Raw genomic sequence first — 14,790 nt, 5'->3', positions numbered from 1 at the left:
ATGATTTTAGTATTAGATTTTGGGAGCCAATACACACAGCTGATTGCTAGAAGATTGAGAGAGAGCGGGATTTATGCAGAGATAGTCCCTTTTTTTGAAAGCGTAGAAAATGTTCAAAAAAAAGCCCCTAAGGGATTGATTTTGAGCGGGGGGCCAGCGAGCGTGTACGCTAAAGACGCTTACAAGCCCAATGAAAAAATCTTTGATTTGAATTTACCGATTTTAGGGATTTGCTACGGCATGCAGTATCTGGTGGATTTTTTTGGGGGGGTAGTGGCCTATGCGAATGAGCAAGAATTTGGTAAGGCTGTTTTAGAAATCACTCAAAATTCTGTGATTTTTGAAGGCGTGAAGATTAAAAGCCTTGTGTGGATGAGCCACATGGATAAAGTCATAGAATTGCCAAAAGGCTTTACTACCCTTGCAAAAAGCCCTAATTCGCCCTATTGCGCGATTGAAAGCGATAAGATTTTTGGCTTGCAATTCCACCCAGAGGTCGTTCAAAGCGAAGAAGGAGGCAAGATTTTAGAAAATTTTGCCCTTTTGGTTTGCGGCTGTGAAAAAACTTGGGGGATGCAGCATTTCGCTCAAAGAGAAATTGTGAAACTGAAAGAAAAAATCGCTAACGCTAAGGTTTTGTGTGCGGTGAGTGGGGGAGTGGATTCTACGGTGGTCGCTACGCTATTACACAGAGCCATTAAGGATAATTTGATCGTTGTTTTTGTGGATCATGGCTTGTTGCGTAAAAATGAAAAAGAAAGGGTGCAAGCGATGTTTAAAGACTTGCAAATCCCTTTAAACACGATAGATGCTAAAGAAATCTTTTTGTCTAAATTAAAGGGCGTGAGCGAGCCTGAATTGAAGCGAAAAATCATCGGCGAAACCTTTATTGAAGTGTTTGAAAAAGAAGCCAAAAAGCACCATTTAAAAGGCAAAATTGAATTTTTAGCCCAAGGCACTTTATACCCTGATGTGATTGAATCTGTGAGCGTTAAAGGGCCTTCAAAAGTGATCAAAACCCATCATAATGTGGGCGGACTGCCTGAATGGATGGACTTTAAACTCATAGAGCCTTTAAGGGAGTTGTTTAAAGATGAGGTGCGTTTGTTGGGTAAGGAATTGGGCGTTAGCCAGGATTTTTTAATGCGCCACCCCTTTCCAGGGCCTGGGCTTGCTGTAAGGATTTTAGGCGAAATCAGTGAGAGTAAGATCAAACGCTTGCAAGAGGCGGATTTTATTTTTATAGAGGAGCTTAAAAAAGCTAATTTGTATGACAAGGTTTGGCAAGCCTTTTGCGTGCTGTTGAATGTCAATTCTGTGGGGGTGATGGGGGATAATCGCACTTATGAAAACGCTATTTGCTTAAGGGCAGTAAATGCGAGCGATGGCATGACGGCGAGCTTTTCATTTTTAGAGCATTCTTTTTTAGAAAAGGTTTCTAACCGCATCACTAATGAAGTGAATGGTATTAATAGGGTGGTGTATGATATTACTTCTAAGCCACCAGGGACGATTGAATGGGAATGATTATCTTAAAAATAGCGCTAAAAGTGGGATTTTTTGGGTAAGATTAGGAATTGATTTTAAAGAAAAAGAAAGAAAGGAATTTAATGAAAAAAGGTAGTTTGGCAATCGTTTTAGGATCGTTATTAGCGAGTGGGGCGTTTTATACGGCTTTAGCTGATGGAATGCCTGCAAAGCAGCAGCACAATAATACGGGCGAGTCCGTGGATTTGCATTTCCACTATCCTATTAAAGGCAAGCAAGAGCCTAAAAATGGCCATTTAGTTGTCTTAATCGATCCTAAGATAGAGGCTAATAAAGTTATCCCTGAAAATTATCAAAAAGAGTTTGAGAAGTCTTTATTCCTCCAATTGAGTAGTTTTTTAGAGAGAAAAGGCTATAGCGTTTCGCAATTTAAAGATGTTAGTGAAATCCCTCAAGACATCAAAGAAAAAGCGTTGCTCGTTTTACGCATGGATGGGAATGTGGCTATCTTAGAAGATATTGTAGAAGAGAGCGATGCGCTTAGCGAAGAAAGAGTGATAGACATGTCTTCAGGGTATTTGAACTTGAATTTTGTTGAGCCAAAAAGTGAAGACATTATCCATAGTTTTGGTATTGATGTTTCAAAGATTAAGGCCGTGATTGAAAGAGTGGAATTGCGGCGCACCAATTCTGGAGGTTTTGTCCCCAAAACTTTTGTGCATAGGATCAAGGAAACCGACCATGATCAAGCCATTAAAAAAATCATGAATCAAGCCTATCACAAAGTGATGGCGAATATCACCAAAGAGTTAAGCAAAAAACACATGGAACATTATGAAAAAGTTTCTAGTGAAATGAAAAAGCGAAAGTAGTTTTTTAGAAACGAAAAGCTTAGAATCATTTAGAGCTGTTTTTAAAAAAAAGTAGCTTTTTAAAAGGGTGGGGGAGTTGGATTAATATAATTTTTGAGTGCCGCTTCTGATTTTAGCGGTATTTTTGAAAAATTACGCTCAAAAATTAGAAAATTCAGTTATAATAACGCTTCATGTGAAAATTTCGGGGCGTAGCGCAGTCTGGTTAGCGCACTTGGTTTGGGACCAAGGGGTCGAAGGTTCGAATCCTTTCGCCCCGACCACTTTTTGCGTAATTTGTTGTTCTGTTTAAAATTCTTTGGTAAAATATCGCTTCCTTTCATTGAATGGTGGGAGTAGCTCAGTCGGTTAGAGCATCAGATTGTGGTCCTGAGGGTCGTGGGTTCGATTCCCATCTTCCACCCCATCTCATAAAATAAGCGTTTTACCGAGTTTATGTTAGTTATTCCTTTATTTGAATTGTAAGCGTTCGTAGCTCAATTGGATAGAGCACCAGACTTCGGATCTGGGGGTTAGGGGTTCGACTCCCTTCGGGCGCACCACCTAACGCCAGTATCATGCGCTTGTAGCTCAGCTGGATAGAGCAACAGCCTTCTAAGCCGTAGGTCGCAGGTTCGAGTCCTGCCAAGCGCACCACTTTTGACATTCTTTAAAGAGGAGTTATGGATTCTTTAGAGTGGGGATTACTCATTTTCTTAATTCTTGTTTTTCTTATAGGCATAGGATACTACATTTTTATGGTTTTTTCTTCTAAAGATTGATCATTAAAATAGTCCAATCACAAGAAGGTAAGGTTGGAAATCTCTAAAACATAGATCTTACATGAAAACATTAATAAAATATAAAAATATTAAATAAAGCAAGACTTGTTAAAAATTAAGGCTCTGTTTTTAATTGAACTTCAATCATAAAATTAAAAAATACTCAAAGCCATCAAGCAGTATAGCGATCTGAAAAGAGACTCACAATTGGGATAAAGCCCGCTTTTTAGGGATAAATAAAAAGCGCTTTCAAATTGCATGGGCAACTTTATGGGGTGAAGCGTTTCTAATTTTTGGTATAATCGCTAGAAATTGTGAGAAAGATTTTATCTTGTTTTAGTGGGGTTTTGCATGCGTTTATTGTTGTGGTGGGTATTGGTATTATTATTGTTTTTAAATCCTTTGAGAGCGCTTGAAGAGCATGAAACAGATGCGATTGATTTGTTTTTGATTTTCAATCAAATCAACCAACTCAATCAGGTCATTGAAACTTACAAGAAAAACCCTGAAAGAAGCGCTGAAATCTCTCTGTATAACACCCAAAAGAATGACTTGATTAAAAGTTTGACTTCTAAAGTGTTGAATGAAAGGGATAAAATTGGCATTGACATCAATCAAAACTTAAAAGAGCAAGAGAAAATCAAAAAGCGTTTGTCTAAAAGCATTAAGGGCGATGATTTCTACACTTTCATGAAAGATAGATTGTCTTTAGATATTTTGTTGATAGATGAAATTTTGTATCGTTTTATAGATAAAATTAGGAGCAGTATTGATATTTTTAGCGAACAAAAAGACGTGGAAAGTATCAGCGATGCTTTTCTTTTGCGTTTAGGGCAATTCAAACTCTACACTTTCCCTAAAAATTTAGGCAATGTCAAAATGCATGAATTAGAGCAGATGTTTAGCGATTATGAATTGCGTTTGAACACTTACACTGAAGTCTTGCGTTACATTAAAAACCACCCTAAAGAAGTGCTTCCTAAAAACCTGATCATGGAAGTGAATATGGATTTTGTGTTAAACAAAATCAGCAAGTTTTTGCCTTTCACAGCCCATAGCTTGCAAGTGAGTAAGATCGCGCTGGCTTTGATGATTTTAGCCTTATTGTTGGGCTTAAGGAAGTTGATCACTTGGCTTTTAGCTTTATTGCTGGATTGGATTTTTGAAATCATGCAACGCAATAAAAAAATGCATGTCAATGTGCAAAAAAGCATTGTTTCGCCGGTTTCTGTCTTTTTAGCCCTGTTTAGTTGCGATGTGGCTTTAGATATTTTCTACTACCCTAACGCATCGCCCCCTAAAGTTTCTATGTGGGTGGGCGCGGTGTATATCATGCTTTTAGCATGGTTAGTGATAGCGCTTTTTAAAGGCTATGGGGAAGCGTTAGTTACGAATGTGGCTACCAAAAGCACGCACAATTTTAGAAAAGAAGTGATCAACTTGATCTTAAAAGTCGTGTATTTTTTGATCTTTATTGTCGCGCTTTTAGGGGTTTTGAAACAACTGGGGTTTAATGTTTCAGCCATCATCGCTTCTTTAGGGATTGGGGGGTTAGCGGTGGCTTTGGCGGTTAAAGATGTGTTGGCGAATTTTTTTGCTTCTGTCATTTTATTATTAGACAATTCGTTTTCTCAAGGGGATTGGATCGTGTGCGGTGAAGTGGAGGGCACGGTGGTGGAAATGGGGTTAAGACGCACCACGATCAGAGCCTTTGACAACGCTCTTTTGTCCGTGCCTAATTCAGAATTAGCCGGAAAACCCATCAGGAATTGGAGCCGTCGTAAAGTGGGAAGGCGTATTAAAATGGAAATAGGTTTAACTTATAGCTCCAGTCAAAGTGCTTTACAGCTTTGCGTGAAAGACATTAAAGAAATGTTAGAAAATCACCCTAAAATCGCCAATGGAGCCGATAGCGCTTTGCAAAACGCGAGCGATTACCGCTACATGTTTAAAAAGGATATTGTTTCTATTGATGATTTTTTAGGGTATAAAAACAATCTGTTTGTCTTTTTAGACCAGTTTGCGGACAGCTCTATTAATATTTTAGTGTATTGCTTTTCTAAAACAGTGGTTTGGGAAGAGTGGCTAGAAGTCAAAGAAGATGTGATGCTAAAAATCATGGGGATTGTGGAAAAGCACCATTTGAGTTTTGCTTTCCCATCACAGAGTTTGTATGTGGAGAGTTTGCCAGAAGTTAGCCTGAAAGAAAGGGCTAAAATCTAAAATTATTGGTAGATGTATTCTTTGGTTAAGGGGAAAGTGTTATCCACGCTGTTGGTTAAAAGCAATTGGAATAAATCCGCACTCCCCACCCTAAAGGCGGACGCGCAAGTCCTTAAATACAGATCCCACATGCGGATAAAGCGTTCGTCATAGCCGAGTTTTTTCACTTGATCTAGATTGTGGTTGAAGTTGTTTCGCCAAATGTCTAAAGTCTTAGCGTAATGGATGCGTAAGCTTTCAGCCATGAGCAAGTGGAAGTCGCATTCGCTCATCACGCTCATCACTTCCCTTAAAGAGGGCAAGTAGCCACCCGGAAAGATGTATTTATCCACCCATGCGTTAGTCTTGCCTTCAAAACAGCATAAAATGGAGTGGAGCAAAAACATCCCGCCTCTCTTTAACACTTCTTTAACTTTTTTGAAATAAAAGGGCAAATTATCCTTACCCACATGCTCAAACATGCCCACGCTCACCACTTTATCAAAGCGGTACAAACGCCCGTCTAAATCCTGGTAATTCAATAACTTGATCGTTACCCTATCTTCTAAGCCTAGCTCTTGGACTCGTTTGTTGGCCTGTTTGTATTGCTCGCTAGAAATGGTGATCCCCATCACTTCCGCCCCGTATTCTTGCGCGGCTTTTACAGAGAGATAGCCCCAACCACAGCCTATATCCAGCAGTTTTTCGCCAGGCTTTAAATGGAGCTTTTTTAAAGTGTGATCTAATTTTTGGAGCTGGGCGGCATGGAGGGTGTCATCGTCTTTTTTGAAATACGCGCATGAATAGCTTAAGGTTTCATCCAGCCAGATAGAATAAAAGTCATTCCCTAGATCGTAATGTTTAGAAATGTTGGAGCTTTCTTTGATGGGTTTTTGGATAGCTTTAGCATTGTCATGTTTGTGCAAATGCTCATAATTGGTTTGCAAATACAAAGAATGCATCACCTCATCCATAGAGCCTTCAATATCAATCACGCCGTCCATATAAGCCTCAGCGATCGTCAAAGACATGTCTTTTTTAATATCGCTAAATTTTAGGGGGCGATGGATTTTAAGGGTGAATTTAGGCGAATGTTCGCCATTCCTATAAACGCTATTATCCCAAAAAACGACCTGATAATCGCCGTTTTTCCACTGCTTGAACATGCTTTTGAGCAAAAATTTTGAAATCATCTGTCTATTCCTTAACTCATTTTTCAATTTTTTGAGCGTTAATTATAATGAATTTTAAGCTAAAAACACCCCACAAATAAGCATAAATGCAATCTCTATTCTCTAAATTTTTAAAAGCATGTTAAAATTAAGAGATTTAAACAAATTTAAGGTAACACGATTATAAAGATGCAAAAATCACTGATCACAACCCCCATTTATTATGTGAATGATGTCCCTCATATTGGCCATGCTTATACGACTTTGATTGCGGATACTTTAAAGAAGTATTACACGCTTCAAGGCGAAGAAGTCTTTTTTTTAACCGGCACCGATGAGCATGGGCAAAAGATCGAACAAAGTGCGAGATTGAGAAATCAAAGTCCTAGAGCTTACGCCGATAGCATTAGCGCGATTTTTAAAGACCAATGGGATTTTTTCAATTTAGATTATGATGGTTTTATCCGCACCACAGACAGCGAGCATCAAAAATGCGTGCAAAACGCCTTTGAAATCATGTTTGAAAAAGGGGATATTTATAAAGGCGCTTATAGCGGGTATTATTGCGTGAGCTGTGAGAGTTATTGCGCGGCTTCTAAAATGGACAATACGAACGATAAAGTCTTATGCCCTGATTGCTTGAGAGAAACCACGCTTTTAGAAGAAGAGAGTTATTTTTTCAGATTGAGCGCGTATGAGAAGCCTTTATTGGATTTTTACGCTAAAAATCCTGAAGCGATTTTGCCCATTTATCGTAAAAATGAGGTAACTTCTTTCATTGAGCAGGGTTTATTGGATTTATCTATCACGCGCACGAGCTTTGAATGGGGCATTCCTTTGCCTAAAAAAATGAACGATCCCAAACATGTGGTGTATGTTTGGCTGGACGCTTTATTGAATTATGCGAGTGCGCTAGGGTATTTGAATGGTTTAGACAATAAAATGGTGCATTTTGAACGCGCTAGGCATATTGTGGGTAAGGATATTTTGCGCTTCCATGCCATTTATTGGCCAGCTTTTTTGATGAGTTTGAATCTGCCCTTATTCAAACAGCTTTGCGTGCATGGGTGGTGGACGATAGAGGGCGTGAAAATGAGTAAGAGCTTGGGTAATGTTTTAGACGCTCAAAAAATCGCTATGGAGTATGGGATTGAAGAATTACGCTATTTTTTATTGCGTGAGGTGCCTTTTGGGCAAGATGGGGATTTTTCTAAAAAAGCGTTAATAGAACGGATTAATGCGAATTTGAATAACGATTTGGGGAATTTGTTGAATCGTTTGTTAGGCATGGCTAAAAAATATTTTAACTATTCTTTAAAAAGCACCAAAATCACCGCATATTATTCTAAAGAGCTAGAAAAAGTGCATCAAATCTTAGATAACGCTAATTCTTTTGTGCCTAAAATGCAGTTGCATAAAGCTTTAGAGGAATTGTTTAACGTTTATGATTTTTTGAACAAACTCATCGCTAAAGAAGAGCCGTGGGTTTTGCACAAAAACAACGAATCAGAAAAATTAGAAGCCTTATTGAGCTTGATCGCAAACGCGCTGTTGCAATCAAGTTTCTTGCTCTATGCGTTCATGCCAAAGAGCGCTATGAAATTAGCGAGCGCTTTTCGTGCAGAAATCACGCCCAATAATTACGAACGCTTTTTTAAAGCTAAAAAATTACAAGATATGGTTTTACAAGACACCGAGCCTTTATTTTCCAAAATGGAGAAAATTGAAAGGACTGAAAAAGCGGGAGAAGTCCCACCAGAAAAAAACGAAAAAGAAAAAAAAGATACAAAAGAAAAAGCCCCACCAACACAAGAAAATTATATCAGTATTGAGGATTTCAAGAAAGTAGAGATTAAAGTGGGGCTTATCAAAGAAGCTCAAAGGATTGAAAAATCCAATAAATTACTGCGCTTAAAAGTGGATTTAGGCGAAAATCGTTTGAGGCAGATCATCTCAGGGATCGCTTTGGATTATGAGCCTGAAAGCTTGGTGGGTCAAATGGTGTGCGTGGTGGCTAATTTAAAACCTGCAAAGCTTATGGGCGAAATGAGTGAGGGCATGATTTTAGCGGTGCGAGATAATGATAATCTGGCTTTAATCAGCCCCACCAAAGAAAAAATCGCAGGAAGTTTGATCAGCTAAATGCGATTAGGGGTGAATGAAGCCGTAGAGTTGAGTTTGGGCGAATTGCAAAACACGCCCTCAATCAGCTATTTTAATTCTATTGTTTTGTCTTTAAATAAAGTCCAAAAAGGCTCTTTATTTGTAGCCAAAGATCATGCACTCATTCCTAAAGCTTTAGAGTTAGGGGCTTATGGGATTTTATACACAGGAGAATATCCTTTAAGCGATAAGGATGTGGCATGGATCAAGCTTAAAGATATAGAGCATTCTTTGAACCATTTGTTTAAATTTTGCTTGTTGAACGAGCGCGTGGTCGGAGCGTTATTAAGCCCCATAGAATTAGAGATCGCTTCTAAAATCATCGTGAGCGGATTTGTGTGGTGCTTGAAAGAGAGCCTTGAAGATTTATTCATTATGGAGGGGTGTAAAATAGCCTTTTTTGATAAATTGGAGTGGTTTCATTTGTTTTATAAGCAAGAGCGCTTGAAAGAAGATTTAAAAGAAAGCCGTTTAATCATTCTCAACCAATCGTTTTTTTGCAGCACTTTAGTCTATGAAAAACAAGAATACGAATTAAAAATGCCATGCATCTTTTTAGAGCCTTTAAAAAGGGTGATTCAATTGTGCGAGAAATTACAAATTGAGTTTGATTTGAATCTTTTGGGCAAAAAAGAATACCCTTTAGATCATTGCAAGCCCTTTTTTGTGAATAAGAATCTAGAAATAGCCCCTTATGGCGCAACGGCAAGGGTGGTTGTTGCTGAGACTTCAAAAGAATTGTTTGAAATGATGCTTCAAAAAGCCTTTGAGACTTTATCGTGGGGGAAAATTGTCGTGTTTTGTCATAAAAACAGCGCGGCTTTCTTTAAAAAAACCAACCCTTATTTTTACACCACCCAAAACAACTTAAAAGAGCAATTAAAAAATTTAGCGTTTAATTTCGCTTTTATTTATGGGATTAGCTCTCATCATTTAGAATCCCTTTTAAACCCCCCCCTTTTTAAAAAAACCCCCACGCTATGGTAAGTCATGCTGATTTGTAACGATAAATTCAATCCAAAAACCCTTTTAGAAGAAATCATGGCGTTAAGGCCATGGCGTAAAGGCCCTTTTGAAATTTCTCAAATCAAGATTGATAGCGAATGGGATAGCTCTATTAAATGGGATCTAGTCAAAAACGCCACTCCTTTAAAAGATAAGGTTGTGGCTGATGTGGGTTGCAATAACGGCTATTACTTGTTTAAGATGCTAGAACATGGGCCTAAAAGTTTGGTGGGGTTTGATCCGGGCGTTTTAGTCAAAAAACAATTTGAATTTTTAGCCCCCTTTTTTGATAAAGAAAAAAAAATCATTTATGAGTCTTTGGGGGTAGAGGATTTGCATGAAAAATACTCTAACGCTTTTGATGTCATTTTTTGCTTAGGAGTGCTATACCACAGAAAAAGCCCGCTAGAGACTTTAAAAGCCTTATATCATGCTTTAAAGATAAAAGGGGAGCTGGTGTTGGATACCTTAATCATTGATTCGCCCCTAGACATCGCCCTTTGCCCTAAAAAAACTTATGCTAAAATGAAAAACGTTTATTTTATCCCTAGCGTTAGCGCGCTAAAAGGGTGGTGCGAAAGGGTAGGGTTTGAAAATTTTGAGGTTCTTAGCGTTTTAAAGACCACGCCTAAAGAACAGCGTAAAACGGATTTTATTTTGGGGCAAAGTTTAGAAGATTTTTTGGATAAAACGGATCCCTCTAAAACTTTAGAGGGGTATGACGCTCCTTTAAGGGGGTATTTTAAGATGCTCAAACCAAGCAAGCTTTCAATAAAGGATTAAATAGTGCAAGAATCAGTCGTTCGTGTGGATTATGACTCTTTAGAGACTTGTAAGAATTTCAAACCAAGCGTTGGCACTGAATTGGTCGTTTTAGAAAAAGATATAGCCCATGCGCGTTTCAAGGGCAATGAAAGCATGGTGTATGAAGAAAATTTTGTGCATGCCGGGTTTGTGCTTATTGCGTGCAATTATGCGGCCTTGTGCGCGTTGAATAAAAGACACAGCGTAGTAGTTTCTAATAACATCAATTTTTACGCCCCCCTAGAATTGAATCAAGAAGCGCTCATTAAAGCGCAAGTCATTCAAGATGGCGTGAAAAAAGCTGAAATAAAAATAGAGGCGTTTGTGTTAGACATTCAGGTTTTAGAGGGAATGGTAGAAATCGTGGTGTTTGATAAAAAGCCTTTTAAATTCAATTTTAAAGAAGAGTAGTTAAATGGTTATTGTTTTAGTCGTGGATAGCTTTAAAGACACCAGTAATGGCACTTCTATGACAGCGTTTCGTTTTTTTGAAGCGCTGAAAAAAAGAGGGCATGTGATGAGAGTGGTTGCCCCTCATGTGGATAATTTAGGGAGTGAAGAAGAGGGGTATTACAACCTTAAAGAGCGCTATATCCCCCTAGTTACAGAAATTTCACACAAACAACACATTCTTTTTGCCAAACCGGATGAAAAAATCTTAAAGAAGGCTTTTAAGGGAGCGGACATGATCCATACTTATTTGCCTTTTTTACTAGAAAAAACAGCCGTAAAAATCGCGCGAGAAATGCAAGTGCCTTATATTGGCTCTTTCCATTTACAGCCAGAGCATATTTCTTATAACATGAAATTGGGGCAATTTTCTTGGTTTAACACCATGCTTTTTTCGTGGTTTAAATCTTCGCATTACCGCTATATCCACCATATCCATTGCCCGTCAAAATTCATTGTAGAAGAATTAGAAAAATACAACTATGGAGGGAAAAAATACGCCATTTCTAACGGCTTTGATCCCATGTTTAGATTTGAACACCCGCAAAAAAGCCTTTTTGACACCACACCCTTTAAAATCGCTATGGTAGGGCGCTATTCTAATGAAAAAAATCAAAGCGTTTTAATCAAAGCGGTTGCTTTAAGCCGATACAAACAAGACATTGTGCTATTACTCAAAGGCAAGGGGCCTGATGAGAAAAAAATCAAACTTCTAGCCCAGAAACTAGGCGTAAAAACGGAGTTTGGGTTTGTCAATTCCCATGAATTGTTAGAGATTTTAAAAACTTGCACCCTTTATGCGCACACGGCCAATGTGGAAAGCGAAGCGATTGCGTGTTTAGAAGCCATTAGCGTGGGGATTGTGCCTGTTATCGCTAATAGCCCTTTAAGCGCGACCAGGCAATTCGCGCTAGATGAACGATCGTTATTTGAGCCTAATAACGCTAAAGATTTGAGCGCTAAAATAGACTGGTGGTTAGAAAACAAGCTTGAAAGAGAAAGAATGCAAAATAAATACGCTAAAAGCGCTTTAAACTACACTTTAGAAAATTCAGTCATTCAAATTGAAAAGGTTTATGAAGAAGCGATCAAAGATTTTAAAAATAACCCCCATCTCTTTAAAACCTTATCGTAACAAAAGGATAAAAAATGCAAGAAGTCCATGATTATGGGATTAAATTTTGGAGCAATAACGAATTTAAGATAGAAAAAGGCTTGGTTAAAGTTTGCCATGGCAAAAACCCCTCGCTTTTAGAAATCGTTCAAAGCGTGCGCGATAAGGGCTATAGAGGGCCTTTGTTGGTGCGATTCCCCCATTTGGTGCAAAAACAAATCAAAAGCCTGTTTGATGCGTTTTCTTCAGCGATTAAAGAGTATCAATACAGCGGGGCTTTTAAGGCGGTTTTCCCTTTAAAGGTCAATCAAATGCCCTCGTTTGTTTTGCCTTTAGTACAAGGGGCTAAGGGTTTGGATTATGGTTTAGAGGCCGGGAGTAAATCCGAACTCATCATTGCGATGAGCTACACGAACCCCACAGCCCCTATCACCGTGAATGGCTTTAAAGACAAGGAGATGATTGAGCTTGGTTTTATCGCTAAAAGCATGCAGCATGAGATCACTTTAACGATTGAGGGTTTGAATGAATTGAAAACCATTATCGCTGTGGCTAAACAAAACGATTTTGTAGCCTGCCCTAAAATTGGTATTCGCATCCGTTTGCACAGCGCTGGCACCGGTGTTTGGGCAAAGAGTGGGGGGATCAATTCTAAATTTGGCCTTAGCAGCACGGAAGTTTTAGAAGCGATGCGCCTTTTAGAAGAAAACGACTTACTAGAGCATTTCCACATGATACATTTCCACATAGGCTCTCAAATCAGCGATATTTCGCCCTTAAAAAAGGCTTTAAGAGAAGCGGGCAACTTGTATGCAGAATTGCGTAAAATGGGCGCTAAAAATCTCAATAGCGTGAATATTGGAGGGGGGTTAGCCGTAGAATACACCCAACACAAACACCACCAAGATAAAAACTACACTTTAGAGGAATTCAGCGCTGATGTGGTGTTTTTATTGAGGGAAATTGTGAAAAACAAGCAGGAAATAGAGCCGGACATTTTCATTGAATCAGGCCGTTATATTTCCGCTAACCATGCCGTTTTAGTGGCCCCGGTGTTAGAATTGTTTTCGCATGAATACAATGAAAAATCCCTAAAAATTAAAGAAAATAATAACCCCCCCTTGATTGATGAAATGCTAGACTTGCTCGCTAATATCAATGAAAAAAACGCCATTGAATACTTGCATGATAGTTTTGATCACACCGAGTCGCTATTCACGCTTTTTGATCTGGGCTATATTGATTTGATTGACAGGAGCAACACTGAAGTTTTAGCCCATTTGATCGTCAAAAAAGCGGTGCAATTGCTTTATGTTAAGGATCATAACGATATTTTACGCATTCAAGAGCAGGTCCAAGAGCGCTATTTATTGAATTGCTCGTTTTTCCAAAGCTTGCCGGATTATTGGGGTTTGAGACAGAATTTCCCGGTCATGCCCTTGAATAAATTAGATGAAAAGCCCACCAGGAGCGCGAGCTTGTGGGATATTACTTGCGATAGCGATGGGGAAATCGCTTTTGATTCCACGAAGCCCTTGTTTTTGCATGATATAGACATAGATGAAGAAGAATACTTTTTAGCGTTCTTTTTAGTGGGAGCGTATCAAGAAGTTTTAGGCATGAAGCACAATTTATTCACGCACCCTACGGAATTTAGCGTGGTTTTTGATGAAAAAGGCGATTATGAGGTGGAAGATATTTGCGAAGCCCAAACGATTTTAGATGTGCTAGACGATTTAGACTATGACACTAAAGAAATTGAGCGCCTTTTAAAACAAAAAATTGAAGACAACAACCAACTGGACATGGAAGAAAAGAAAGAAATCATGGGGCGCTTGTATGTCATGCTGAGCGAAAACGGGTATTTGCGCACGATTTCTTAAGAGAATGCTTATAAATGGATTTAAACGCTTTTTTAACTTTAATCAAAAAACATTGACTAATCAATAAAAGAGCGTTAAAACTAAAATAAGCAAGCAAATTGAAAAATAAAGATACAAGAAAAAAAAGAGAGATTAAAAAAAAGAGACCCCACAAGGGGGGGTTTTATTCTACATTACCCTCCGCATTATTTAACTCCTCGCCAGTGATAATGTCCCTCTCCCTAATCACATTCCCCTCCTCATCATAATCCTCATCTCTAAAACCATAAGACCAAAGATTATCAGCTAAAACTCCAGGAGTTAAGCCTACGCATGTTAAATCGTATTTATTGATACCACCATCGCATAAGAGTTGAGCTACAAATTTTGCCTCTTCTTTATTTCTCGGTAAAAACCTCGCCCACTCTTCCAAAGTTACCCCACTACTCTTACCATCAGGCCTTTTTAAGTTTTTCGCATAAGTTTCAATCACTTTACAGAATAGAGTAACATCACCCATCAGCATATCATCAAAAGTGTCAAAGAAACACTCATCAGTATTTCTGTTTTCAATCATAGCATTCCATTCCGCATCGCTATGATGCTTTAAATCAGCCATAAAAGAAAGCGAATGAATGATAATCAAACTCGCTTGAAACCCCATTCCACCATAACTCATCGGCGAGAATAACAAACCAAGTCTTTTGCTTCTTTTTTCGTTAGCGTAAGTGTTAGCAAACACCATAAAAGGGCTAGTAGTATCATCAGGGAAATCAAAGTCCAATTTAAATCTGCTTTCTTTTTCTTTAGGAGTAGAAGTCCTTTCCTTAACACTCGGTCCGCTAGTTACAATTTTAAGACCTTTCAACAAATCATCAGCGTTATCTTTTTTGTTTT

The 14,790-nt window shown here is 38.6% G+C and carries 11 protein-coding genes and 4 tRNA genes; 13 read left to right on the top strand and 2 right to left on the bottom strand.

Features of this window, described 5'->3' with window-relative positions; all coding sequences use genetic code 11:
• The 7 genes from guaA to EXS92_RS06595 all read left to right on the top strand — a co-directional run bounded on the left by guaA (nucleotide 1) and on the right by EXS92_RS06595 (nucleotide 5,344).
• Complete coding sequence (guaA, locus tag EXS92_RS06625) at nucleotides 1-1,527, top strand: glutamine-hydrolyzing GMP synthase (protein ID WP_165515949.1); 1,527 nt, start codon at nucleotides 1-3, stop codon at nucleotides 1,525-1,527.
• A gap of 83 nt (nucleotides 1,528-1,610) precedes the next feature.
• Nucleotides 1,611-2,360 (top strand): HpaA2 protein, encoded by a 750-nt coding sequence (gene hpaA2, locus EXS92_RS06620; RefSeq protein WP_165515948.1) that lies wholly within the window; start codon nucleotides 1,611-1,613, stop codon nucleotides 2,358-2,360.
• 185 nt (nucleotides 2,361-2,545) lie between these two features.
• A tRNA-Pro gene (locus EXS92_RS06615) sits at nucleotides 2,546-2,623 on the top strand.
• 66 nt (nucleotides 2,624-2,689) lie between these two features.
• Nucleotides 2,690-2,766, top strand: a tRNA-His gene (locus tag EXS92_RS06610).
• A gap of 59 nt (nucleotides 2,767-2,825) precedes the next feature.
• Nucleotides 2,826-2,902: transfer RNA gene (locus EXS92_RS06605), tRNA-Arg, on the top strand.
• A 17-nt stretch (nucleotides 2,903-2,919) separates the two neighbouring features.
• Nucleotides 2,920-2,996 (top strand) — tRNA-Arg (locus tag EXS92_RS06600).
• 476 nt (nucleotides 2,997-3,472) lie between these two features.
• On the top strand, nucleotides 3,473-5,344 hold the full coding sequence (locus EXS92_RS06595; RefSeq protein ID WP_165515947.1) for a mechanosensitive ion channel family protein: 1,872 nt from the start codon (nucleotides 3,473-3,475) through the stop codon (nucleotides 5,342-5,344).
• 2 nt (nucleotides 5,345-5,346) lie between these two features.
• On the opposite strand, the gene cfaS is transcribed toward EXS92_RS06595, so the two are convergent.
• A complete protein-coding gene (gene cfaS / locus EXS92_RS06590; protein ID WP_165515946.1) occupies nucleotides 5,347-6,516 on the bottom strand; it encodes a cyclopropane fatty acid synthase in 1,170 nt (389 codons plus the stop codon).
• A 168-nt stretch (nucleotides 6,517-6,684) separates the two neighbouring features.
• On the opposite strand from cfaS, the gene metG reads away from it, so the two are divergent.
• Genes metG through speA form a run of 6 tightly spaced genes read left to right on the top strand, consistent with a single transcriptional unit; the run spans nucleotide 6,685 to nucleotide 13,914 of the window.
• On the top strand, nucleotides 6,685-8,637 hold the full coding sequence (gene metG / locus EXS92_RS06585) for a methionine--tRNA ligase (protein WP_165515945.1): 1,953 nt from the start codon (nucleotides 6,685-6,687) through the stop codon (nucleotides 8,635-8,637).
• Complete coding sequence (locus EXS92_RS06580) at nucleotides 8,638-9,645, top strand: ferrochelatase (protein ID WP_165515944.1); 1,008 nt, start codon at nucleotides 8,638-8,640, stop codon at nucleotides 9,643-9,645.
• A 3-nt stretch (nucleotides 9,646-9,648) separates the two neighbouring features.
• Nucleotides 9,649-10,446: a tRNA 5-methoxyuridine(34)/uridine 5-oxyacetic acid(34) synthase CmoB gene (gene cmoB / locus EXS92_RS06575; RefSeq protein WP_165515943.1), complete on the top strand. Its 798-nt coding sequence runs from the start codon at nucleotides 9,649-9,651 to the stop codon at nucleotides 10,444-10,446.
• 3 nt (nucleotides 10,447-10,449) lie between these two features.
• On the top strand, nucleotides 10,450-10,878 hold the full coding sequence (locus tag EXS92_RS06570; protein ID WP_001158317.1) for a hotdog domain-containing protein: 429 nt from the start codon (nucleotides 10,450-10,452) through the stop codon (nucleotides 10,876-10,878).
• Nucleotides 10,879-10,882: 4 nt separating this feature from the next.
• Nucleotides 10,883-12,052, top strand: a complete 1,170-nt coding sequence (locus EXS92_RS06565; RefSeq protein ID WP_165515942.1) for a glycosyltransferase family 4 protein — start codon at nucleotides 10,883-10,885, stop codon at nucleotides 12,050-12,052.
• A 14-nt stretch (nucleotides 12,053-12,066) separates the two neighbouring features.
• Entirely contained in the window at nucleotides 12,067-13,914 is a 1,848-nt protein-coding gene (gene speA / locus EXS92_RS06560) for an arginine decarboxylase (RefSeq protein ID WP_001158565.1), read from the top strand.
• A 163-nt stretch (nucleotides 13,915-14,077) separates the two neighbouring features.
• Here the strand turns inward: speA and EXS92_RS06555 are convergent.
• Nucleotides 14,078-14,790 (bottom strand): hypothetical protein (locus EXS92_RS06555; protein ID WP_242673991.1); only part of this gene is annotated, 713 nt, incomplete at its 5' end.

The sequence above is a fragment of the Helicobacter pylori genome, assembly GCF_011175115.1.
In the GTDB taxonomy this organism is placed as follows: Bacteria; Campylobacterota; Campylobacteria; order Campylobacterales; family Helicobacteraceae; genus Helicobacter; species Helicobacter pylori_DF.
This window is presented reverse-complemented; position numbering and strand designations above follow the sequence as displayed.

Bases quoted from the DNA above. Each gene is read 5' to 3' on its own strand.
- guaA (WP_165515949.1), top strand. From the start codon at position 1: ATGATTTTAGTATTAGATTTTGGGAGCCAATACACACAGCTGATTGCT.
- hpaA2 (WP_165515948.1), top strand. From the start codon at position 1,611: ATGAAAAAAGGTAGTTTGGCAATCGTTTTAGGATCGTTATTAGCGAGT.
- EXS92_RS06595 (WP_165515947.1), top strand. From the start codon at position 3,473: ATGCGTTTATTGTTGTGGTGGGTATTGGTATTATTATTGTTTTTAAAT.
- cfaS (WP_165515946.1), bottom strand. From the start codon at position 6,516: ATGATTTCAAAATTTTTGCTCAAAAGCATGTTCAAGCAGTGGAAAAAC.
- metG (WP_165515945.1), top strand. From the start codon at position 6,685: ATGCAAAAATCACTGATCACAACCCCCATTTATTATGTGAATGATGTC.
- EXS92_RS06580 (WP_165515944.1), top strand. From the start codon at position 8,638: ATGCGATTAGGGGTGAATGAAGCCGTAGAGTTGAGTTTGGGCGAATTG.
- cmoB (WP_165515943.1), top strand. From the start codon at position 9,649: ATGCTGATTTGTAACGATAAATTCAATCCAAAAACCCTTTTAGAAGAA.
- EXS92_RS06565 (WP_165515942.1), top strand. From the start codon at position 10,883: ATGGTTATTGTTTTAGTCGTGGATAGCTTTAAAGACACCAGTAATGGC.
- speA (WP_001158565.1), top strand. From the start codon at position 12,067: ATGCAAGAAGTCCATGATTATGGGATTAAATTTTGGAGCAATAACGAA.